The 21,094-nt window shown below is 75.8% G+C and carries 16 protein-coding genes; 7 read left to right on the plus strand and 9 right to left on the minus strand.

Going from position 1 to position 21,094, the window contains the following annotated elements; genetic code table 11:
• Nucleotides 1-530 precede the first annotated feature (530 nt).
• Together ACH5AR_RS15750 and ACH5AR_RS15755 are read right to left on the minus strand one after the other, a co-directional pair.
• Nucleotides 531-1,130 (minus strand): TetR/AcrR family transcriptional regulator, encoded by a 600-nt coding sequence (locus ACH5AR_RS15750; RefSeq protein ID WP_396301939.1) that lies wholly within the window; start codon nt 1,128-1,130, stop codon nt 531-533.
• Between the two features lie 102 nt (nt 1,131-1,232).
• Entirely contained in the window at nt 1,233-2,282 is a 1,050-nt protein-coding gene (locus ACH5AR_RS15755) for an agmatine/peptidylarginine deiminase (protein ID WP_396301940.1), read from the minus strand.
• Nucleotides 2,283-2,781: 499 nt separating this feature from the next.
• Here ACH5AR_RS15755 and ACH5AR_RS15760 point away from each other — a divergent pair, with 499 nt between their 5' ends.
• Complete coding sequence (locus ACH5AR_RS15760) at nt 2,782-3,297, plus strand: ATP-binding protein (RefSeq protein ID WP_396301941.1); 516 nt, start codon at nt 2,782-2,784, stop codon at nt 3,295-3,297.
• A 411-nt stretch (nt 3,298-3,708) separates the two neighbouring features.
• On the plus strand, nt 3,709-6,072 hold the full coding sequence (locus tag ACH5AR_RS15765) for a SpoIIE family protein phosphatase (RefSeq protein WP_396301942.1): 2,364 nt from the start codon (nt 3,709-3,711) through the stop codon (nt 6,070-6,072).
• Between the two features lie 58 nt (nt 6,073-6,130).
• Here ACH5AR_RS15765 and ACH5AR_RS15770 read toward each other — a convergent pair whose 3' ends face one another.
• The 5 genes from ACH5AR_RS15770 to ACH5AR_RS15790 all read right to left on the minus strand — a co-directional run bounded on the left by ACH5AR_RS15770 (nt 6,131) and on the right by ACH5AR_RS15790 (nt 11,260).
• Nucleotides 6,131-7,213, minus strand: a complete 1,083-nt coding sequence (locus ACH5AR_RS15770; RefSeq protein ID WP_396301943.1) for a DUF2637 domain-containing protein — start codon at nt 7,211-7,213, stop codon at nt 6,131-6,133.
• Between the two features lie 214 nt (nt 7,214-7,427).
• Entirely contained in the window at nt 7,428-8,405 is a 978-nt protein-coding gene (locus ACH5AR_RS15775) for a (2Fe-2S)-binding protein (protein WP_396301944.1), read from the minus strand.
• Nucleotides 8,406-8,565: 160 nt separating this feature from the next.
• Complete coding sequence (locus ACH5AR_RS15780; RefSeq protein WP_396301945.1) at nt 8,566-9,402, minus strand: hypothetical protein; 837 nt, start codon at nt 9,400-9,402, stop codon at nt 8,566-8,568.
• Nucleotides 9,403-9,618: 216 nt separating this feature from the next.
• Nucleotides 9,619-10,467 carry a hypothetical protein gene (locus ACH5AR_RS15785; protein ID WP_396301946.1) on the minus strand — a complete coding sequence of 283 codons (849 nt, stop codon included), beginning with the start codon at nt 10,465-10,467 and terminating at the stop codon, nt 9,619-9,621.
• Nucleotides 10,468-10,642: 175 nt separating this feature from the next.
• Nucleotides 10,643-11,260: an NTP transferase domain-containing protein gene (locus ACH5AR_RS15790; protein ID WP_396301947.1), complete on the minus strand. Its 618-nt coding sequence runs from the start codon at nt 11,258-11,260 to the stop codon at nt 10,643-10,645.
• Nucleotides 11,261-11,390: 130 nt separating this feature from the next.
• Between ACH5AR_RS15790 and moaA the strand changes: the two genes are divergently transcribed.
• The 3 genes from moaA (at nt 11,391) to ACH5AR_RS15805 (ending at nt 15,063) form a co-directional block, all read left to right on the plus strand.
• Nucleotides 11,391-12,470: a GTP 3',8-cyclase MoaA gene (gene moaA, locus ACH5AR_RS15795; protein ID WP_396301948.1), complete on the plus strand. Its 1,080-nt coding sequence runs from the start codon at nt 11,391-11,393 to the stop codon at nt 12,468-12,470.
• A gap of 163 nt (nt 12,471-12,633) precedes the next feature.
• Nucleotides 12,634-13,404, plus strand: a complete 771-nt coding sequence (locus tag ACH5AR_RS15800; RefSeq protein ID WP_396301949.1) for an HNH endonuclease family protein — start codon at nt 12,634-12,636, stop codon at nt 13,402-13,404.
• 93 nt (nt 13,405-13,497) lie between these two features.
• Nucleotides 13,498-15,063 (plus strand): alpha/beta hydrolase, encoded by a 1,566-nt coding sequence (locus ACH5AR_RS15805; protein WP_396301950.1) that lies wholly within the window; start codon nt 13,498-13,500, stop codon nt 15,061-15,063.
• A gap of 75 nt (nt 15,064-15,138) precedes the next feature.
• Here the strand turns inward: ACH5AR_RS15805 and ACH5AR_RS15810 are convergent, their stop codons facing one another.
• Together ACH5AR_RS15810 and ACH5AR_RS15815 are read right to left on the minus strand one after the other, a co-directional pair.
• Complete coding sequence (locus ACH5AR_RS15810) at nt 15,139-17,523, minus strand: glycosyltransferase family 39 protein (RefSeq protein WP_396301951.1); 2,385 nt, start codon at nt 17,521-17,523, stop codon at nt 15,139-15,141.
• A 74-nt stretch (nt 17,524-17,597) separates the two neighbouring features.
• Nucleotides 17,598-18,719, minus strand: a complete 1,122-nt coding sequence (locus ACH5AR_RS15815; RefSeq protein WP_396301952.1) for an alpha/beta hydrolase — start codon at nt 18,717-18,719, stop codon at nt 17,598-17,600.
• Nucleotides 18,720-18,874: 155 nt separating this feature from the next.
• Between ACH5AR_RS15815 and ACH5AR_RS15820 the strand changes: the two genes are divergently transcribed.
• Together ACH5AR_RS15820 and ACH5AR_RS15825 are read left to right on the plus strand one after the other, a co-directional pair.
• Nucleotides 18,875-19,825 carry a hypothetical protein gene (locus tag ACH5AR_RS15820; protein ID WP_396301953.1) on the plus strand — a complete coding sequence of 317 codons (951 nt, stop codon included), beginning with the start codon at nt 18,875-18,877 and terminating at the stop codon, nt 19,823-19,825.
• Nucleotides 19,826-19,988: 163 nt separating this feature from the next.
• A partial coding sequence (locus ACH5AR_RS15825; RefSeq protein ID WP_396301954.1) for a putative Ig domain-containing protein occupies nt 19,989-21,094 on the plus strand: 1,106 nt, incomplete at its 3' end.

The following is a 21,094-nucleotide window of genomic DNA, read 5'->3' on the forward strand; positions in this document are numbered from 1 at the left end:
GACGATCGCGCTGCCGCAGGCGTCTGGACGGAGTGACCTGGGGCTGTCCGTGCGTGGGAAGTCGGCGGGTTCGACTTCTCGCGTGCGCCCCTGTGGGTCGTGGGGTGCGTGGGTGAGTGCACTGCGGCCCGGGGTCGTCCTTGCACGGGAAGTTGGCGGGTCCGACTTCCTACGCGCGGAGTGGCGGGCCAGGGGCTATGCCGACGATCGCGCTGCCGCAGCCGTCTGGACGGAGTGACCTGGGGCTGCGCTTGCGTGGGAAGTCGGCGGGTTCGACTTCTCGCGTGCGATGTTGTGGGCCGTGGGGTGCGTGGGTGAGTGCACGGTGGCTCGGGGTCGTCCGTGCACAGGAAGTCGGCGGGTTCGACTTCCCACGCGCGGGGCTGTGGGCCGTGGGGTGCGTGGGTGAGCGCACGGTGCCCCAGGGTCGTCCTTGCACAGGAAGTCGGCGGGTCCGACTTCTCGTGCGCGGTCCGGGCGTGGGCCGTGGGCTGTACCGGTGTCGGCGGACCCGGCGTCCCGCGTGCGGCTCAGCTGCGCAGGAGGATGCCGGTGACGGCGGTGGCCTGGGCGAGGGCGGCGGGGCGGTGGGCGTCCGGGAGGCCGATGGCGACGGGGACGGCGAGGCCGTCGAGCAGGGCGCGGATCTGCACCGCGCGGTCGGCGGCCGGGCCGGCGGTGAAGCAGCCGGCGGCGGTGCCCTCCTCGATGAGGGCGACCAGGTCGGCCTGCCAGGGGGCCTCGATCTCCTGCTGGCCCCGGCGGATCTCCTCGCTCGCGGGGGAGCGGCCCCACACCTCGACCCAGAGGATCCAGCGCGGGTCGCCCGCCGCCTCCGGGAGGTAGAGGCGCAGGTAGGCGTCGAGGCGCTGCCAGGGGTCGAGGGCCCGGTCGGCGAGGGCCTCGCGGCGGCGGGCGCCGAGCTGGTCCTCGCTCCAGCGGAGGGTCTCCAGCAGCAGGTGGTCCTTGCTGCCGAAGTAGTAGAGCAGGTGCCCGGCGCTCATCCGGAGCTCTCTGCCGAGCCCGGCCATGGTGAGCTTGGCGAGCCCGTGTTCGGCGATCGCGGCCCGGGCGGCGGCGAGGACCTCCTCGCGGGGGCGGGCCGGCCGGCGCGGACGGGGGTCGGCCATGGGCGGATCTCCTCGGGGTGGGCCGGAGCCCGGGGACGGGGCGCGGAACGGCGGGCCGGGCCCGGGCGGGGGCCGGTGTACGGCCCCCGCCCGGCCAGGGTGTCAGACCGCCTTCGGCTGCTGCTGGGTGATGCAGTGGATGCCGCCGCCGTTGGCGAAGATCTCCCGGGCGTCGACGAGTTCGACGGTGCGGCCCGGGTAGGCCTCGGCGAGGATCGCGGCGGCCTCCTGGTCGCGCGGGTCGTCGAAGGCGCACAGGACGACCGCGCCGTTGGCCACGTAGTGGTTGATGTAGGAGTAGTCGACCGGCTCGCCGTCCTCGTCCAGCAGGACGGTGGGGGCGGGCAGTTCGATGACCTCCAGCGGCCGGCCCTGGGCGTCGGTGGAGGCGCGCAGGATCGCGACCAGCTCGCGGCAGACCTCGTGGTCCGGGTGCGCGGGGTCGGGCTGGACGTGGGCGACCACGACGCCGGGGCGCACGAAGGAGGCGACGATGTCGATGTGCCCGCGGGTGCCGAACTCGTCGTAGTCGCGGGTGAGTCCGCGCGGCAGCCAGATGGCCTTGGTGGTGCCGAGGAAGGCGTGCAGCTCGGCCTCGACCTCCTCCTTGGTCCGGTCCGCGTTGCGGCCCTCGCCGAGCTGGACGGTCTCGGTGACCAGCACCGTGCCCTCGCCGTCGACGTGGATGCCGCCGCCCTCGTTGATCAGCCGGGAGGCGAAGCGCCGGACGCCGGTCAGCTCGGCGACGTGCTCGGCGATGTGCTGGTCGTTGTCCCAGCGGGCCCAGGACTGCGCGCCCCAGCCGTTGAAGATCCAGTCGGCGGCGGCCACCGAGCCCTTGCCGTCGATCAGGAAGGAGGGGCCGATGTCGCGCATCCAGGCGTCGTCGAGCGGGCGCTCGACGATCTCGACCTTCTCGGAGACGTACCCGCGTGCCTGCTCGGTCTCGCCGGTGTTGACGACCAGCGTGACCGGCTCGTACCGGACGACGGTGTCCGCCACGGCGGCCCAGGCCCGGCGGGCGGCGTCCAGCTGCTCGGGGCCGTCGAAGGTGGGGTTGGCGGTGGGGAAGGCCATCCAGGTGCGGTCGTGGGGGTGCCACTCGGCGGGCATCCGGTAGCCGAGCGAGGCGGGCGTGGGGGTGGTCATCATCGTGTCCTAGAGGAGGGGGCGGCTCGGGGCCCGCGGGCCCGGTCCCGGGCCTCGGCGGCGGCCGGAACCGATGTTAGAACGCCGTTCAAACATCTCCGGCCATTGAACCCGCAGCGGGCCGACCTGTCCAGCCTTGCCGCTCCGCCGGGGTCCGGCCCGCCGGGCGGGGGAGCGGGGTGAGCGCGGGAGCGGGGGCGGCGCGCGGTGGGAGCGGGGCAGGGGGCGCGCGGCCCGGCGCACGGCTCGGACGGGCGCCGGGTGTGCGCGGGATCGGGGGAAGGTGTCTTCGAAAACGGCCGCTGCGCTTCGCAAACCTGTCCGGCGCGGGCAGTTGGATCACGCGGACCACCCCGTGCCCCTTTCACCCCACGTGATCGGACGCACACTGTTGCAAACGCCGTCAACTGGGCATGAGGATGAGTGGTCAGAACCAGGGGGCCACCGGCCGGCGGGGGATCCGGAGGCGGGGGCCCGGATTTCAGGGCGGGGGCATGTGTTGATGGACGGTCAGTCGCGATTCCCGCGGCAGCGGACGGGTTCCGGCGACGCCTACCGGTCCGGGCCGGCCCAGGGCCCGGCCGGCACCACCGGGACGACCCTGCCGGGCGCGCCGGCTCCGGGGTGCGCCCTGCACCGGCGGCTGCACCTCACGCTCGACCCGGCGGACCTCGTCGGAGTGGGCGCGGTCCGGCGGCAGCTGCGCTCGGCGCTGAGCCACTGGGGGGTGCCGGAGCTGTCCGACACCGCCGAGCTGCTCTCCTCCGAGCTGGTCACCAACGCGTTGCTGCACACCGGCCAGGGTGCGGTGTTCGACGCGGTGCTCGGCTCGGACCACCGGCTGCGCATCGAGGTGCAGGACAGCACCAGCAGACTTCCCGGGCGGCGGCGCGATCCGGAGGGCGAGTACGCGACCTCGGGGCGCGGCCTGCTGCTGGTGGAGGCGCTCGCGGACTCCTGGGGCGTGCAGCTGCGCGGCGACGGAAAGGTCACCTGGTTCGAACTCGCCACGCCGTGAGTCCGGGCCGTGCGTCCGCCCGCGCCGGGAGCCGGGAGCCGGGAGCCGGTGGCCGGTGGCCGGGAGCCGCCGGCCGGGAGCCGCCGACCGGGCGCCGGGAGCCGGGAGCCGGACCCGCCGCCCCGGCGCGGCCGACGGCACCGTACGATTGTTCGACGTCGATTGATTCGCTGTCGAAGCAAGCCCTGAACAGAAGGCGGAACGGAAGGTTTCCGGCCCGTTGGCATTGCCGCTCGGCCGAACATTGGCCAGGATGGTGGGAACGTGTGTCCACGTGCGGGAAGCAGCGGGGAGACCGAACCTCGACCGGCCACCGCCCGTCGCACCGTCCTATCCAGCACGACCCACCACACCGCCACGCGGCCCGTCCGGACGGTCGGCGCGGTCCGCCACGGCAGCGGCAGGAGCAGCATGCCCAGTGAGCCCGAGTCGCCGGGGCCGGCGCTTCCTCCCGGCGCGGCGCCCGTCGTCGAGCCGCGGACCGTCGAACAGCGGACCGTCGAGCCGCGAGCCGTAGCGCCGGGGACCGTGGAGCCGCGCACCTCCGGGCAGCCCGCCGCCGGCCCCACCACCGCCGGGACCGGCCGGGCCCGCCCGCCGGCCCAGTCCTCCCGCCGGGGCTCCGCGGCGCGCCCCTCGCCGAGCCTCGCCGCCGCCCGGCTGGCGCCCGTGCTGTCCGGCGGACTGCCGCCCTCCTCCGCGGACACCATGCCGGACTGGCTGGAGCCCGCGATGGCGGCCAACGGCATCGGCTCCTTCGACTGGGACATCCGCCGCGACGTCCTGGAGGGCGACCAGCGGGCCTGCGCGATCGTCGGGATGGATGCCCTGGCGCAGGGCCGTTTCGACCGGACGGCCGCCTCCTTCCTCGCCCTGCTGCACCCCGAGGACGCCCCCGTGGTGCGCCGCCGGGTCGAGCGCGCGGTGGCCGAGCTGGGGCAGTGCGGCGCCTACTACCGCACCGTCGGGGCGAACGGCGGGATGCGCGCGGTGCGCTTCCGCGGCCGGGTGCTCGCCGACGCCTTCGGCCGGGCCTCCCGGATGGTCGGCTTCGTCTGGGACGCCACCGTCGAGCTGCACAAGCGGGACCACGCCGACCGGATGGCCCTGCTGCGCGAGGAGCGCTCCCGGTTCATCAAGGAGGCGGCGCGCGCCCTGTCCGAAGCCGTCACCGTGCGTGACGTGGCCCGGGTGTTCACCGAGCTGCCGCTGCCGGGGCTGCCGCCGGACGGCCTGGTGCTGGCCTCCTTCGAGGCCGGACGGGCGCAGATCCTCGGCGCCTCCGGCTACCGCTCCGACGCGCTGGCGGTCTGGGACCGCACCGTGCTCCCCGCCGGCCACCCGGCCGCCGAGGCGCTGCGCCACCGCACACCCGTCTTCGTCTCCACCCGCGAGGACTTCCGCGAGGGCTACCCCGAGGTGTGGGAGCCGACCAGCCGCACCGGCCGGGGCTCCTGGGCCTACCTGCCGCTGGTGGCCAGCGGCCGGGCGATCGGCGTCTGCGTGGTCAGCTTCGACGACGAGCGCGAGCTGGACGCCGACGAGCGCACCCTGCTGACCACCCTGGGCGGACTGGTCGCCCAGTCGCTGGCCCGGGCCCGGCTGCACGACGCCGAGCACGAGCTCGCGGCGGGCCTCCAGCGGGTGATGCTGCCGCGCACCGTCCCCTCCGTCCCCGGCGTGACCACCGCCGTGCGCTACCTCGCGGCCGGCTCCGGCCTCCAGATCGGCGGCGACTGGTACGACGTGGTGCCGCTGCCCGGCGGCCACGTCGGCCTGGTGATCGGCGACGTCCAGGGCCACGACGTGCACGCCGCCGGGATCATGGGCCAGCTGCGGATCGCGCTGCGCGCCTACGCGGCCGAGGGCCACCCGCCCGCCGCCGTGATGGCCCGTGCCTCCCGCTTCCTGGCCGACCTGGACACCGACCACTTCGCGACCTGCGCCTACGCCGAGGTCAACGTGGACTACGGCGTGGTCTACGCCGTCCGGGCCGGCCACCTCGACCCGGTGGTGCGCCGCGCGGACGGCACCGCCGCCGTGGTGCCGGTGGCCGGCGGGCTGCCGCTGGGCATCGACCCGGACCAGGAGTACCGGGTGACCAGGTTCAGCCTGGACCCGGGCGAGACGGTGCTGCTGTGCACCGACGGCCTGGTCGAGGCCCGAGGCATGGACCTGGACGAGGGCGTCGACCGGCTCACCCGGGTGCTCGCCCGTCCGCTGCCCGAGGCCGCGGAGGCCGCCCGCGACCCGCTGGAGGAGCTGGCCGACCGGATCGCCTCGCAGGCCGCCGACTCCAGCGAGCGCGAGGACGACATAGCGCTGCTGCTCCTGCGCTGGGACGGCCCGGCCGGCGGCCTGGCCGCCCAGCAGCTGCGCCGCCGGATCGGCCAGGCCGACCTGGCGAGGGTCGCCGAGGTCCGGGCCGAGCTGCGCGACGCGCTGCGCCGCTGGGGTGTGGCCGAGTTCATCGACACCGCCGAGCTGCTCTCCTCCGAGCTGGTCACCAACGCCATCCGGCACACCGACCGGGACGCCATGTTCACCGCCCGGCTCTACCGGGAGCCGGAGGCGGACGGCGGCCGGGCCCGGCTGCGGGTCGAGGTGGAGGACGAGTCGGACCTCTGGCCGACCCGCCGGACGCCGGGGGAGCAGGCCTCCTCCGGGCGCGGTCTGATGCTGGTCGAGGCACTCGCGGACTCCTGGGGCGTGGAGCCGCGCGGCTCCGGCAAACGGATGTGGTTCGAGCTCAGCGGGGCGTCGGGGGCGGCCTGAGCGCCCCGCGCCGGGGGAGCGCCCGGTGGCGGGCCCCCGGGCGCTCCCCCGGAGCCGGTCAGCCGAACTGCTGCTCCAGGTCCTTCAGCTTGCGCTCCAGCGACTCCAGCCGGGGCAGCGGGATGGTGTCCTCCTCCGGGGTGAGGTCGACGGTGCGCCGCTCCGGGCGGGCCGGCAGGCCCGGCTGGACGACCGCACCCTCGGCCGGTCCCACCTCGCGCGGCGCGGCCGGACGCTCCACCGCGGGGCGCTCGGGCGATGCCGGCACCCGTTCCACCTCGACCCGTTCCGACCCGGCGGCCGGTACGGGCTCCGCGCCGGGCCCGCCGGGCCGGGCTGCCGGGCCGCGCCGCCAGGCGCCGTGGGAGCGGCTGATCGCCCGGATCTCGGCCCGCTCCCGGCGTCCGGCCAGCTTGCGGCGCTGCTTCTCGGCGGCGCGCTCCCGCCGGTCCTCGCGCACCTCGTCCACCGCCTCGTCCAGGCTGCGGACGTTCTCCAGCAGCATCAGCGACCACGCCGCGTAGGTCTCGCGCGGGGCGCGCAGCCAGCGGACGATGCGGATCTGCGGCAGCGGGCGCGGCACCAGGCCCTGCTCGCGCAGGGCGGCCCGGCGGGTCTGCTTGAGCGCCCGGTCGAACAGGATCGCCGCCGAGACCGACATGCCGGAGAAGAACTGCGGCGCGCCGGCGTGCGTCAGCCCGCGCGGGGCGTGCACCCAGTTGAACCAGGCCGAGGCGCCGGCAAAGAGCCAGACCAGCAGCCGGGAGCCGAGGGCGGCGTCGCCGTGGCTGGCCTCGCGGACGGCCAGCACCGAGCAGAACATCGCGGCGCCGTCCAGGCCGAACGGGACGAGGTACTCCCAGCCGCCGGACAGGCCGAGGTTCTGCACGCCGAAGCCGACCAGGCCGTGGAAGGAGAGGGCGGCCGCGACGCCCGCGCAGCAGAACAACAGGGTGTAGGAGGCGCCGCCGTACAGCGATTCCTTGCGGCGGCGGCGTTCCTCGGACCGTTCCCAGGAATCCGGGCCGGCCGTGGCGGAGGCGGACCCGCGGCCGCGGAGCAGGGCCACCAGGAGCGCGCTGACCAGCAGCCCCGCGACCACGGTGAGGGCCCATCCGAGCGGTATGTCGGACAATTTCATCGCCGGAACCAGCCTCGCTTTCCTGCGTCGCTTTCCTGCGTCGTGATGGCGGGGACCATCATGGCCGATGCCCGGCGGGGGAACGGCGGATTCGCCGTCAATGCGCTGAGGAGAGGGATTTCCGACCCGGTGACCATCGCACGGTCGGAGGAATGAGCAGCGGGTTGTTCCCGGAATTGCGGGCTTTTCGCGGGCGGTGTCGCACGGGTATTCGTCAACGCCGCGTGACGCGTGGGCAGCCGCCGCACATGTCCCGCGGATCCGCGGTGTAGACGAGGCAACAGCTGGCCCGGGCCCGGTCCGGGGCCGGCGCGTGCTCGCCTCCGGGCGCCGGGGGCGCGAAGCCGGCGCCCGGAGTGAACGGGGCCGGAGCCGGAGCGGGGCGGCCGTCCGCGCCGGGCGTGCACGCGGGCTCGACGCACTCGCCGGGCGCCAGCAGCGCGGACAGTTCGGCGCGGGCCCGCTCCTGCTCCCCGAGCAGCCCGCCCGCGTAGCAGAGCCCCTCCACCACCGCGTCGGTGGCCATCGCCCACAGCACCCGGGGCCCGCGCCGCGCCTCCGGGCCGAAGGCGGTGAGCACCGGGGCCAGGAACCCGCCCAGCGCGGACCGCAGCACGGCGGCCAGCGCGGCCTCGTCGGGCACCGTCCGGGCCTGCTGCGGCCCGGCCGCCGCCCCCGGAGCCGACACCGCCCCCAGAGCCGACACCGCCCCCGCCCGCGCCGCCGGATCCTCCGGAAGGCACGCGAACCCCGCCGGGCGGACGGAGAGTTCGACCGTCTCGGGGTGCCGGCGCAGCGCGACGTCCCCGGGGGAGAGCAGCGGGACGCGCCGCTCCAGGAACCACGGCAGCGTGAACAGCAGCGACACCGGCCAGACGAAGCGGTGCAGCCCGAAGCCGGCCGCGACGTCCGGCCGCAGCGGCCGCCCGTAGCGGGCGAGCCCCTGCCGGGCGTCGTGGGCGATCAGCTCGCGCACGGCCCCGGGGCGGGCGGTGAGGTCGGCGACGGGCCGCCAGCCGTCCTCGCGGGGGGGCGGTCCGCAGCGCACCGTCAGGACGCGGGTGAGCCCGGAGAGCCGGTGGTACGAGGGGGCGCCCGGGGTGGTGGGGGCAGGAGCGGGTTCGGTGGTGCGCGCCCCGGGGGCGCGGGGGGCGCGCGGCCGGGGGCCGGGCCGGGTGCTGCTCGCGGTCATGGGCGGCCCCATCGGGTCGACCGGGGCGCCCATGGTCCGCCCGGCGGTGCCCGGCGGCGGTGGCCCGCCGGACGCGGCCGGACCGGGGCATGGCGGTGCCCGGGGAACGGCAAGGCGACCCGGCCGGGGTACTGCTCCCCCCGGCCAGGTTAGCCTCACCTTAGCTGATCGTTCCCCGGCTCTCGCTGGTGATGCGCCCGTCCGGGGGAGCCTCCGGCGCGCGGCCGGCCCCCAGCTGCCGCGCGAGCCAGACCGGCACGCCGCCCAGCGCCGCCACCAGCCGGGCCGCCTCGGCCCGCAGCCGTGCGGCCTCGGGCGGCTCGGAGACCTCGGCGAGCGCCGCGAGCGCCGGCGCCACCCCCACCGTGAAGCCGAGTTGCTCGCGCAGCCGCAGGGAGGCGTCGAAGCCCTCCCGGGCGTTCCCGCGGTCCCCGCGCGAGAGCGCCAGGGCGGCCAGGTGCCGCCAGGTGTACGAGCGCAGCAGCTCGTCCCCGCGCTCGCCGGCGCCGTCGTGCGCCCGCCGGTAGGCGATCCAGGCGGCGCTGCGGTCGCGCAGCAGGTTCTCGGCGACCAGTCCGCGCCGGAAGTCCAGCAGCGGGCGGCCCGGGGCGTCCGGCGGCAGCAGGGCCGAGGTGCGGCCGAGGGCGGCCTGCGCCTCGTCCAACCGGTCCCGCGGGCCGAGCACGCTCGCCACGTAGGCGAGGAAGCCGCGGGCGCAGGCGGCGGCCGCGCGCTGCTCGGTGCCGGCCGCCAGGGCCTCCGCCAGGCGCAGCGCCTGTTCCGCCTGGGGCCAGTGGGCAGCGGTGAACAGGCACTGCTCGATGAGGAGTTCGGCCCGCCCCAGGGCCGCGTCCGGGTCGTGCTCGGCGGCCGGGCGCAGCAGCTCGGCGGCCTCCTGCCAGCACCCCCGGGACCTCAGCCGCCACACGGTGTCACCCGGTTCCTCCGCCCGCCCCCGCCCGCCCGGGTTGCTCGGGTCCCATCCGTGCTCCGACAACGCCACCTCCTTGTGTGCGCCATCCGGCAAGGGCGCGGACCTGCCCCTGAGGCCCTGTCGCCACGACCCGTACGCATGACGACGACAGGGCGAAAGGCCCGCACTGTGGCGGCAATTCAACACGGGGGTGAGCTTGTGCACCAGATCACGAGCGAAGGTTGTTGATTTTGGGAGGAGAATGATCTAGAGGGGGCGGCCCGGCGGGCCGCCGGGGGGTCAGGAGGTCCAGCCGGTCTCCATCAGGGCCTCGGCGGCGCCGTTCGCGGGCTGCGGCACTCCCGCCAGGTCCAGGCTGAACAGGGCGACCAGCAGCTGTTCGCCGCGCACGGTGGCCTGGTGCGAATAGCCCGCGAGGGTGAACATCGCGGCGGCCGTCTCCTCGGCGTGCAGGGTCTGGAGCCACAGGCACTCGACCGACTTCACGTCGGCGGGCTCGGTCCAGGTGTCGACCTGGGCGACCATCCGGCTGCCCAGCAGGGTGACGCCGTCACGCTCCTGGGCCTCGGTCAGCTCCAGGTCGTCGAAGCCGAGCCACTCCAGGTAGCGGGCGGCGGTGAACACCGCGTCCTGGGAGGTGCGCACCGGGTGCGGGCGGAACGGCGCGCGGTGGCGGAACGGGCGGGAGCGGCCCGCCGAGGGCGGGGCGGGCGGGGCCGGGGCGGGCGCGTTCACCGGGTGGGCCGGGTACGGGCGGGCGGCCTGCGGGCCGGGGGCGGCGAGCGGGGCGGCGGTGCCGGAGCCCAGCCGGGTGGCGCGGTCCACGGGCAGCCGGACGGTGGCGCCGCAGTTGCAGGTGAACTCGGGCTGCGGCCACTGGTCGGAGCGGCCGCAGTGCGGGCAGCGCATGCTCAGCCAGGAGTCCTCCCAGGAGCGGAAGCGCACCTGCACCGGCACCCCGCCGCGCAGCAGCGGCACCTTGAGCGAGGCACCGCACGGACAGGGCAGGGAGGGCGGTTCGTAGAGGTGCTCGCGGCGGCAGGCGGGGCAGCGGATGGCCCGGGCGCCACCGCCCGGCCCCGGCCGTGTGGGGTCGTGTCCGGTGAAGTCGTCGGGCAGTCCGGCCATCGCGGGCTCCGTCCGTCGGTGTGCGGGTGGGTGGGACGTACCCCATGCTCCCCGAAATGTCCGGCGCCGGACGCGGAATGGGGCAATCCTCAGGGACGGATCAGGGGGTCCTGCCCGGCGGGGTGGCGGGGGAATCCTTCCTGAGGGGGATGCCGGGCAGGTCGGGCCGGGGCCTTCACCCGGCGGACCAGCGGGCCAGGTCGGCGGGGGTGTCGAGGTCGTCCGGGGCGGCGACGTCGGCGCACTCGACGAGGACGAGCTCCGCCGCGCGCGCCGTCAGCAGGGCGCGGGCTCCGGCGTCGCCGCGGGCACCCGCCGCGGCCTCGGCGAAGTGCCGGGCGCCGATCAGCACCGGGTGCCCGCGCCGTCCGCGGTAGGCCGCCGCGGCCAGCTCGGCGCCCGCCCGGTGGGCGGCCAGCAGCCGGGCCACCGCGGCCGGGGTGACGCCGGGGGTGTCCACCAGCATCACCAGCGCCGCGGCGGCCCGCGGCGGCAGCGCGGCCAGCCCGGCGCGCAGCGAGGAGCCCATGCCCCGTGCCCAGTCCGGGTTGCCGACCAGCCGGCAGCCGGGCAGGTGCGCGGTGGCCCGCACCCGCTCGCCCCCGGCGCCCAGCACCACCGTGACGTCCGCGCAGCCGCCGGCCCGCACCACCGCGACCGCGTGCTCCACCAGCGGCCGGCCCCCGTAGCGCAGCAGCGCCTTGGGCCGCCCGCCGAGGCGCCGCCCGCCCCCGGCGGCGAGGACCAGGGCGGCGACCGGGCCCGGCCCGGGGGGTGTCGGTGCGCTGCGCATGGGGCCAGCCTGCCCGCTCGCGGGGGGCGCGCGCATTGTGGGAACCCACAACGGCAGGCCGCGCGCGGCGGCCCGGGCCCGGCGGTTCGGCCGCTGGCCGGGCCGGGCCCGGGCCGCCTGTACTGGGGCGATGGACACCGCACCGGGCAAGCCCGAGCCGCAGCACACCGCACTGGGGGAGCCCGCTCCCCGGCCCACCGCACCGGGCAAGCCCGCGCCCGCCGCAGCCGCCCCGCTGGTGGACCGCTTCGGCCGGGTCCACACCGACCTGCGGGTCTCGCTGACGGACCGCTGCAACCTGCGCTGCACCTACTGCATGCCCGCGGAGGGCCTGGCCTGGCTCGGCCGTGCCGAGGTGCTGGACGACGACGAGGTGGTGCGGCTGGTGCGGATCGCGGTGGAGCGGCTGGGGGTGCGCTCGGTCCGGCTGACCGGTGGGGAGCCCCTGCTGCGGCGCGGGTTGGCGGGCCTGGTCGGGCGGATCGCTTCGCTGGGGCCCGAGTTGTCGATGACCACGAACGGGATCGGGCTGGCGCGGACGGCGGCCGGGCTGGCGGCGGCGGGGCTGGGGCGGGTGAACGTCAGCCTGGACACGCTGCGCCCGGAGCGCTTCGCCGCGCTCACCCGCCGGGACCGGATCGCCGACGTGTTCGCGGGGCTGGCGGCAGCGCGGGCGGCCGGGCTGGGGCCGGTGAAGGTGAACGCGGTGCCGGTGCGCGGGGTGAACGACGACGAGCTGGTGGAGCTGGTGGAGTTCGCCGTCCGGCACGGCTACCGGATGCGGTTCATCGAGTCCATGCCGCTGGACGCGCAGGGCGCGTGGGACCGGGCGTCGATGGTGACGGCGCAGGAGGTGCTGGCGGTGCTGGGCGAGCGCTTCGACCTCGTGCCGGTCGGCCGTGCCGGCCACGCCCCGGCGGAGGAGTGGCGGATCGCCGGCACGGACGCGGTGGTGGGCGTGATCGCCTCCGTCACCCGGCCGTTCTGCGGGGGCTGCGACCGGGTGCGGCTGACGGCGGACGGGCAGCTGCGCACCTGCCTGTTCGCGACGGAGGAGTCGGACCTGCGGGCGCTGCTGCGCGGCGGGGCGGGCGACGCGCGGATCGAGGCGGCCTGGCGGTCCGCGCTGGCGGGCAAGGGGCCCGGACACGCCATCGGCAGCGTGGAGTTCGTCCGGCCCGAGCGCCCGATGTCCGCGATCGGCGGCTGACCGGCCGGACGGGCGGGGGCGGATACAGGCAAGCTCGGGAACACGGGCGCGGATGTGAGCTTCGACATGCTCGGAGCGTTCGCGTGGCGTCGACTTGACCCGCTCTTGGGGCGGCTGGTCTGCTGGTTCGCCGTCAACCCACCCCTGATCCCGGGAGTTCTCCGTGCCCGCCCGCCGCACCGCGCTGTCCGCCGCCACCGTGTTCCTGATATGCGCGCTCGCGCTGGTCGGCTGGCTGGTCGGGGGCCGAGACCACACGCCGACCGGGCCGAAGGGCGGTGGCGGCGCCGCCACCGGAGCCACCGGCACCAGCCCGCTGCAGAACCCGGACGGCACCAAGCCCGGCCTGGCGCCGCTGACCACCCCCGAGGAGCAGAAGGCCGGCCGCGACGTCATCGCCAGGGTCGCCACCGCCGCCGCCGGCACCAAGGACGGCTACGACCGCAACGAGTTCGGCCCCGCCTGGACGGACAACGTCGAGGGCGTCCCGTTCGGCGGCAACAAGTGCGACACCCGCAACGACCTGCTCGCCCGCGACGGCACCGGCGTCGAGCGCAAGGACGGCTCGGACTGCACCGTCACCGCGATGACCATCTGGGACCCGTACACCGGCAAGAGCGTCCAGTGGACCAAGCAGCAGGCCTCCAAGATCCAGATCGACCACGTGATGCCGCTCTCCTACGACTGGCAGATGGGCGCCGGCAAGTGGGACAAGGCCAAGCGCGTCCAGATCGCCAACGACCCGCTCAACCTGATCCCCGCCGACGGCTCGCAGAACGCCTCCAAGGGCGACTCCGGCCCGGCCGCCTGGCTGCCCGCCAACACCGAGATCCGCTGCGCCTACGCGGTGCGCTTCGCCCAGGTCTCGCTGAAGTACCAGCTGCCCGTCACCGAGGCCGACAAGAAGGCCATGCTCCAGCAGTGCGGCGGCTGACGAAACGTTAAGCCCAGGTGGCCGGGGGTGCGGCGGAACGGGTGCGGTGTGCGCCGGGTGCGGTCCGGGTGGTATTCGTGGGCGGTGGCCCCGATGACCTCCCTGCTCCCGCGGCCGGCCGGGCGCGTTCTGCCCGCCCTCGCCGCCGCCCTCGCCCTCGCGCTGTCGAGCGGCTGTACGGGCACCGCCCGTCCGGTCGCCCGGCCGCCGCTGGACGAACGGGTCGCCCCCGCGGCGGCGCCCGCCCTGCGCGCGCTCTACGACCAGCGGATCGACTGGCACCGCTGCGACGGTGACGACGGCACCGACCCGGACACGGCCGTCGTGCGGTGCGCCACCCTCAGGGTGCCGTTGGACTACGCCGACCCGGCCGGCCCCACCCTCGACGTCGCCCTCGACATGGTGCCCGCCGCCGACCGGGAGAACCGGCTCGGCTCACTGGTGCTCAACCCCGGCGGTCCCGGCAACTCCGGTGTCCACCTGGTCCGTTGGGGATGGAAGAACTACCAGGGGCCGCTGCACGACCGGTACGACCTGGTCGGCTTCGACCCGCGCGGCACCGGCGACGCCTCCGTCCTCCAGTGCCTGGACGACCGCACCCGCGAGCAGTGGATCGCCACCGACGACCCGGCCTACGACCGCGGCCGGGTCCTCGCCGAGGCCTGCGAGGCCCGCTACCCCGGCCTGCTCCCGCACGTCGGCACCCGCGACACCGCCCGCGACCTCGACGTGCTGCGCGGCGCCCTCGGCGAGCGCCGGCTGGACTTCCTGGGCTTCTCCTACGGCACCCACCTCGGCGCCCGCTACGCCGAGGAGTTCCCCGAGCGCACCGGCCGGCTGGTGCTCGACGGCGCCGTCGAGCACGGCGTCGACGCCGCCCGGCTCGGCGTCGAGCAGGCCGCCGCCGCCGAGGACGGCTTCCGGGCCTTCGCCGCCGACTGCGCCACCGAGGACGGCGCGGACTGCCCGTTCGGCGCCGACCCGGCCACCGCCCCCCGGCGCCTCGCCCGCTTCCTGGACGGCCTGCGGGACCACCCCCTGCACACCGCCGACGGCCGCACGCTCACCGCCGCGCCCGCCTGGGGCGCCGTCCTGGACGCGCTCGCCGACGGCCACCAGGCCTGGCCCGGGCTGCGCGAGTCCCTCGAACCGGCCGTCACCCGGGGCGAGGGCGAGAGCCTGCTCGCCCTCGCCGACGGCGTCTACGGCCGCGGCGAGGACGGCCGCTTCCAGACCGTGGCCGACGCCTTCGCCGCCATCTCCTGCGCGGACGGCCCGCCGCCCCCCGACGAGGCGCAGCTGCGCCCGGCCCTCGCCGAACTCGCCGTCCGGGCCCCGCTGACCAGCGCGCACGACCCGGCGGGCACCCTGCTCGCCCCGGACTGCCGCGCCTGGCCGTTCCGCTCGCCCGAGACGCCGCAGCCCGTCCGTGCGCCGGGCAGCGCGCCGGTCCTCGTGATCGGCTCCACGGGCGACCCGGTCACCCCGTACGCCTGGGCGCAGCGACTGGCCGACGGGCTGGAGCACGGCGTGCTGCTCACCCGGGACGGCGACGGGCACATGGCCTACTACCGGAGCACCTGCGTGCGGGACGCGGTGGTCGCCTACCTGGTGGACGGGCGGCTGCCGGAGGCCGGGACGCACTGCCCGACCGACTGAGCGGGCGTCCGGGGACGGCGGAAGGGGGCGTGCCGCGGGTTGCGGCACGCCCCCTTCCGGGGTGCAGGGCGGCCGTCAGGAGGTCGGGGCCGTCAGGTCGTAGAAGCTGGTCGAGCCGACGGTCTTCGCGGTGAAGTGGGCCGTCACCCACGCCTCGATCCGGGCGGACTCGGTCTGCTGAGCGCCGTCGCCGCCGCCCGCGCCGCCGAAGCCGCGGTGGGAGCCGCCCGCGCCGATGAACCAGTGCACCTTGCCCTCCCGGACGTACCGCTGGAAGCCCTCCAGGGTCAGCGAGGGGTCGGTCCCGTTGAAGCCGCCGAGGGCCATCACCGGTTCGCCGGTGGCGAGTTGGTAGCCGGCCGCGGTCTGCGAGCCGATCGCCGCGCCCGCCCAGGTGTAGTGGTCGGCGTCCTGCTCGAGCATGGCGGCGACCTCGTCGGTCACCTTGGGGCCGTCCAGCAGGCCGCCCATGCCGCCGGGGGGCGGGCCGCCGGCCGTGCCGCCGCCTTCCCGGTCCCGGACGCCGCCGGGGAGCCCGCCGCCGCCCGCGCCGGTGCCGCCGCCGGGGAAGACGGACCCGCCGGGGAAGACGGACCCACCGGGGAAGCCCTCGCCGCCCTGCCCGCCCGGCGCCTGCCCGCCCGGGACGCCCTGCCCGCCACGGGCACCCTGGCCACCCGGGCCGAACCAGCGCCCGTCGCCGGTGCCGCCGCCCGGGAAGCCCTTGCGGCCCGCGCCGCCCGCCCGGCCCGCGCCGCCCGGCCCGAACGCTCCCGCCACACGCGGCCCCGCCGTCACGATCGAGCCGGTGTGCGGGGAGTTCACGGTGTCCACCGCGAACGCCGCCGGGCCGCCGAGCGCCGCCGTCAGGCCCACCAGGCCCGCCACCGAGGCGATCCGCGCACCGGCCCGGCCGGAGGCCCGCCCCACCAGCGGCCCGGCGGCCAGGGCGGTCGCCGCCGCCAGCCCGCCGACCAGCACCGCCCAGCGCAGCCACGGCAGGAAGTCCGGGCTGCGGCCGAGCAGCACGAAGGCCCACAGGGCCGTCACCGCGAGCGTCCCGGCCAGCACCGCCGCCCAGGGCAGCCGGTGCCGGGCCCGCCACAGCCCGTCCACGCCCATGCCGACCAGCGCGGCGACGGCCGGGGCCAGTGCCACCGTGTAGTACTGGTGGAAGATCCCGGACATGAAGCTGAAGACCAGCGCGGTGGTGAGCAGCCAGCCGCCCCAGAGCAGGAAGGCGGCCCGGGCGGTGTCGGTGCGGGCGTGGCGGCGGGTCGCCCAGAGGCCGACGGCCAGCAGGACCAGCGCGGCCGGCAGCAGCCAGGCGATCTGCCCGCCGATGTCGGTGCCGAACATCCGGGTCAGCCCGGTCTCGCCCCAGCCGCGGCCGCCGCCGCGCGCCGCGCCGGCCGGCAGGTCGAGCCCGGTCGGCATCCGGGCGCCGCCGCCGACGCTGCCGGTCTCGTCGCCGTTGAGCCGGCCGAGGCCGTTGTAGCCGAAGGTCAGTGACAGGAAGCTGTTGTCCTGCGAGCCGCCGACGTACGGGCGGGCCGAGGCGGGCAGCAGCTCGACGACCGCCACCCACCAGCCGCCGGCCACGACCGCCGCCGCGCCCGCGAGCAGCAGCTGCCGCACCCGGCGCCAGGGGCCGGTGGGCGCCGCCACCAGGTAGACCACCGCGAAGGCGGGCAGCACCAGGAAGGCCTGGAGGGTCTTGGTGAGGAAGGCGAGGCCGAACACCGCCCCGGTGAACACCAGCCACCGGGTGCCCGCCTCCTCGACCGCCCGCACCAGCCCGTACGCGGCCAGCGTCAGCAGCAGCACCAGCAGCGCGTCCGGGTTGTTGAAGCGGAACATCAGCGCCGCGACCGGCGTGAGCGCCAGCGCGGCGCCCGCCAGCAGGCCGCCGAGCGGGGAGAAGCGGCGGCGCACCGTCGCGTACAGCACGCCGACGGTGGCCGTGCCCATCAGCGCCTGCGGCGCCAGCACCGACCAGGAGGACAGGCCGAAGAGCCGCGCCGACAGGGCCATCGGCCACAGCGCGGCCGGGGGCTTGTCGACGGTGATGAAGTTCGCGGCGTCGGAGGAGCCGAAGAAGAAGGCCTTCCAGCTCTGCGAGCCCGCCTGCGCCGCGGCCGAGTAGAAGGAGTTGGCCCAGCCGGACGCGCTCAGGCCCCAGAGGTAGAGGACGGCGGTCGCGGCCAGCAGCGCGAGCAGGGCCGGGTGCGCCCAGCGCGGGTCGTCCGCGCGCCCGCGCCAGGCGCGGGCCGGCAGCGTGCGCAGCCGGCCGGACCAGGAGGCGACCCCCTCGGGGCCGGCCGGCGGCAGGGGCTGCTCGGGGAAGAGCGGTGCCGGGGCCGGCCGGACCGGATCCGGCCGCGGCACCTGCGGCGGCGGGTGGTGCGCGGCCTCCGGCCACGGTTCGCCGGCCGGAGGGGGGTAGCTGCTCGTGGTCATGCGCCATACCGTCGGCGGCGCGGCTGAGAGAACCGTGAGACGGGGCTGTGAGGCGCGTGTGATCCGGGCAGATGTCAGGCGGACGGCGGTACGGCGAGGTGCCGGCCCAGCCATTCCAGGGCCGGGGGGATCTCCCTGGTCCAGGTGTGGAAGTTGTGGCCGGCGGTGTCCAGGGTGATGGTCGACATCGTGGTGGGGGCCTTGAAGGCGGCGACCATGGCCTTGGTCTCGTCGTAGTTGTTCTCGTCGTAGGCGGTGGTCAGCAGCAGGTTGACGGGGGCCGGCGGCTGGTTCTTCAGCCGCCACAGCAGGTCGTTCTCCTGCTTCAGCTGGGCGCTGCCGCCGAACAGGTCGCCGGTGGTCGGGTCGTGGGCCGCGCTGTAGTAGCCGGAGAGGGCGACGGCCGCGCGGTAGGAGTCGGGCTTGCGCAGCGCGAACTTGAGCGCGCAGTAGCCGCCGGTGGAGTTGCCGATCACGGCGCGGTTGGCCGGGTCGGTGCCGATCCGGTAGGTGGTGGCCAGGGCCTTGGGCAGGTCGCTGGTGAAGAAGGTCTCCACCTGGGGGCCGTTCGGCACGTCCACGCACTCGGTGTCCCGGTCGCCGACCAGGGTGGGGCGGGTCATCACCAGGACGGTCGGCGGCAGCTTCTTCTGCTCGATCGCCGCCAGGGTGGAGGCCGGGTACTGCATCAGCGAGATCAGCTTCTCCGGGGTGCCCGGGTAGCCGGTGAGCACCAGCGCCATCGGGAAGCGCTGCCGGGCGTGCTCCGGCTGGAAGTACTGCGGCGGCAGGTAGACGTAGGCCTCGGTGGTCAGGCCGCTGCCGGCTCCTTTGACGTCGACCTTCTGGATCAGGCCGGAGCGCTCCGGGTCCGAGCCCTGGGAGGAGTAGAACTTCTGCTCGCCGGTGACGGACACCCCGGAGGCGTTGGGCTGGTGGTCCACGACCGTGCCGAGCCCGCCGCTGGTGCCGAGCAGGTCGGTCCAGGAGCTGTAGAAGCCGAAGTAGCTGTTGGCGATCAGGCCCATCGCGGCGAGCACCGACACCTGGGTGGCCAGGAACGCGCCGATCCGGCCCAGCCAGGCCTTCCAGCCCTTCCCGCCGAACCGCGGCCAGAGCCACATGGTGGCGGCGAAGACGGCGATCGCGAGGACCGAGGCGATGATCTGGAGCGGGAGTCCGGTGAGACTGAGCACGGGCCGATCGTAGTTGACCTCCGCGAACGCCCCGGGACGGGCCCTGGCAGGTGACTGCCGGGTAATGGGTTGACGGCGCTCGTTCGTGCTCGGGACCATGTGTGACCGCGTGACCGCGCGGTGTGCGCGCGGTCCGGTGTCCCGGGGGTGGGGTCATGGGAGTGATGGGGTCCGAGCGGTTCGTGGGCAGGGCCGGTCTGGCCGCCGGTGCGGCGCTGGTGCTGGCGGCGTGCTCCGGCGGCGGTTCGACGGGGGGCTCGGCGGGGGGCTCGGCCGCGCCGGGGCCGGCGCTCTCCGCGCGGCCGGCGGCGACGCCGACCAGGGCTCCGTACGGGCCGGTGCTCGGTGCGAGCGTCGACCCGGTCACCACCGCGCTCGGCCAGGTGGCCGGCGCCCAGAGCCTGGGGGACCTCGACACCGTGCTCGGCGCCGTGGCGGCCAGCGCTCAGGGCGCCGCGCGGGCGCTGGGCACGGCGGACGAGCCGCCCGCGGTCACCGCGGCGCAGACCGAGCTGGTGGCGGCGATGACCTCGCTCGCCGCCGACGCGGGCAAGGTCCGCAGCGGCATCAAGTCCCACGAGCTCTGCGCGCTGGGCTCGGCCGAGGCCCGGCTGGGCGCCTCCCCGGGGCTGGCGGCGGTGTCGGCGGCCCTCGCCACGATGGCGGCGGCCGGCTACCCGACCACCTTCGCGGTGCCGCCGCTGCCCCAGCAGCAGTCCCGCTCGCTGGACAACGGCACCATGGTCCGCAAGGGGAAGCTGCGCGGGGAGGGCCTGTTCAAGGTCGAGAACGGCGGCAGCACGGACGCCGTGGTGTCGCTCGCGCTGGACGGCAAGGCGGTGCACTCGGTCTTCGTCGGCAAGGGGCAGCACGCCCAGGTCGACGGCGTGGAGGACGGCACGTACGAGGTCTACGTCTCCGGGGGCGCGGACTGGGACCCGGATGCCAAGGCCTTCACCCAGAGCTGCCACTTCACCAGGTTCGAGGACACCTTCCCGTTCGAGACGGGCCGGACGGCGACGTCCTGGGAGATCACCCTCCAGCCGGTGGCCGACGGCAACGCCAGGACCAGCGACGTGGATCCGAACGCCTTCCCGCAGCCGTAACGGGCATACCGGGACGGGTCGTTGCCGCCTGATGGCACGGCCCGCCCCGGGCGGTGGCGAGTTCCGTCACAACGGTTGACCTCTTGAAGTGGCCATGGCACTTTCGTCCGGCGCGGGCCTCGGCGACCAGTCGTACACCCCGCGATCCCCCACAAGGAGAGCCATGTTCAAGAGACTTGTCGCGGTGGCCGGCACGGGTGCCGTGGTCGCGGGCGGGCTGGCCTTCGCCGCCGCCCCCGCGCACGCCGTCCGGGCGGCCGACCTGACCTCCACCATCGCCCTGAGCAACTGCTCGGCCTCGCTGGTGCGTTACCCCACCTCGGTGGCCGGCGACCGCGCGCTGATGCTCACCAACGGGCACTGCCTGCCGACCATGCCCTCCGCCGGCCAGGTCATCCAGAACGCCACCGCCAGCCGCAGCGGCACCCTGCTCGACGGCGCGGGCAACAGCCTGGGCACCGTCCAGGCCGACAAGGTGCTCTACGCGACGATGACCGGCACCGACGTCGCGCTCTACCAGCTCACCGACACCTACGGGTCGATCAGCTCCAAGTACGGCGCCACCGCACTGACCGTCAGCGACACCCACCCGACCGACGGCGCGTCGATGTACATACCCTCGTCGTACTGGAAGCAGGTCTGGAACTGCTCCGTCAACGGCTTCGTGCCGACCCTGCGCGAGGACGAGTGGACCTGGCACGACTCGCTGCGCTACAGCTCCGGCTGCAACACCACCCATGGCACCTCCGGTTCGCCGATCGTCGACTCCGCCAGCGGGCGGATCATCGGCATCAACAACACCGGCAACGACGACGGCGCCATGTGCACCCTCAACAACCCGTGCGAGGTGGCCGCCGACGGCACCACCAAGGCCTACAAGGGGCAGAGCTACGGCGAGGAGACGTACTGGTTCACCACCTGCCTGAACTCCTCCACCCGCGCCATCGACCTCAACGTGGCCGGCTGCCTGCTCACCAAGCCGGCCGGCAGCGGCGCCGTCTCGGTGACCAACCCGGGCAACCAGTCCACCGCCGTCGGCGGCGCGGTGAGCCTCCAGATCAGCGCCTCCGGCGGTACGGCCCCGCTGTCGTACGCGGCGACGGGCCTGCCGGCCGGTCTGTCGATCAGCTCCTCGACCGGTGCGATCACCGGTACCGCCTCCACGGCGGGCACCTCCAACGTCACCGTCACGGTGACGGACGCGGCGGGCAAGTCGGCCTCCACGAGCTTCACCTGGACGGTCTCCACCGGTGGCGGCGGCTGCACCCC

The sequence above is a fragment of the Kitasatospora sp. NPDC018619 genome (assembly GCF_044391605.1).
GTDB lineage: Bacteria > Actinomycetota > Actinomycetes > Streptomycetales > Streptomycetaceae > Kitasatospora.

Bases quoted from the DNA above. Each gene is read 5' to 3' on its own strand.
- ACH5AR_RS15750 (WP_396301939.1), bottom strand. From the start codon at position 1,130: ATGGCCGACCCCCGTCCGCGCCGGCCGGCCCGCCCCCGCGAGGAGGTC.
- ACH5AR_RS15755 (WP_396301940.1), bottom strand. From the start codon at position 2,282: ATGATGACCACCCCCACGCCCGCCTCGCTCGGCTACCGGATGCCCGCC.
- ACH5AR_RS15760 (WP_396301941.1), top strand. From the start codon at position 2,782: ATGGACGGTCAGTCGCGATTCCCGCGGCAGCGGACGGGTTCCGGCGAC.
- ACH5AR_RS15765 (WP_396301942.1), top strand. From the start codon at position 3,709: ATGCCCAGTGAGCCCGAGTCGCCGGGGCCGGCGCTTCCTCCCGGCGCG.
- ACH5AR_RS15770 (WP_396301943.1), bottom strand. From the start codon at position 7,213: ATGAAATTGTCCGACATACCGCTCGGATGGGCCCTCACCGTGGTCGCG.
- ACH5AR_RS15775 (WP_396301944.1), bottom strand. From the start codon at position 8,405: ATGACCGCGAGCAGCACCCGGCCCGGCCCCCGGCCGCGCGCCCCCCGC.
- ACH5AR_RS15785 (WP_396301946.1), bottom strand. From the start codon at position 10,467: ATGGCCGGACTGCCCGACGACTTCACCGGACACGACCCCACACGGCCG.
- ACH5AR_RS15790 (WP_396301947.1), bottom strand. From the start codon at position 11,260: ATGCGCAGCGCACCGACACCCCCCGGGCCGGGCCCGGTCGCCGCCCTG.
- moaA (WP_396301948.1), top strand. From the start codon at position 11,391: ATGGACACCGCACCGGGCAAGCCCGAGCCGCAGCACACCGCACTGGGG.
- ACH5AR_RS15805 (WP_396301950.1), top strand. From the start codon at position 13,498: ATGACCTCCCTGCTCCCGCGGCCGGCCGGGCGCGTTCTGCCCGCCCTC.
- ACH5AR_RS15810 (WP_396301951.1), bottom strand. From the start codon at position 17,523: ATGACCACGAGCAGCTACCCCCCTCCGGCCGGCGAACCGTGGCCGGAG.
- ACH5AR_RS15820 (WP_396301953.1), top strand. From the start codon at position 18,875: ATGGGAGTGATGGGGTCCGAGCGGTTCGTGGGCAGGGCCGGTCTGGCC.